A 245-nucleotide genomic window follows, 5' to 3' on the forward strand; every position below is an offset into this window, starting at 1 on the left:
CAGGAGTACCGCTACGACCCGTGGGGCAACCTGGTCGAGAAGCGCTCGGGGCACAGCAAGCTGCAGACCTTTGCCTATGACTGCGAGAACCGGCTGGTTCGTGCCGAGACCCTGGTTAACGGCAAGCTTGAGAGCTCTGGGCAATACCGGTACGACAGTCTTGGACGGCGGGTGGCCAAGCAGGCTGAGATCAACGGCCAGGTGGAACAGAAGCGCTTCCTGTGGCAAGGCTTGAGGATGCTGCG

Annotated in this window: 1 pseudogene; it reads left to right on the forward strand. The window is 61.6% G+C overall.

Annotated elements, in window-relative coordinates:
• Positions 1-245 (forward strand): annotated as a pseudogene (locus HU738_RS25860) (HNH/ENDO VII family nuclease); the annotation flags it as partial.

Origin of the sequence: Pseudomonas vlassakiae, assembly GCF_014269035.2 — a bacterium.
GTDB classification, from domain to species: Bacteria; Pseudomonadota; Gammaproteobacteria; order Pseudomonadales; family Pseudomonadaceae; genus Aquipseudomonas; species Aquipseudomonas vlassakiae.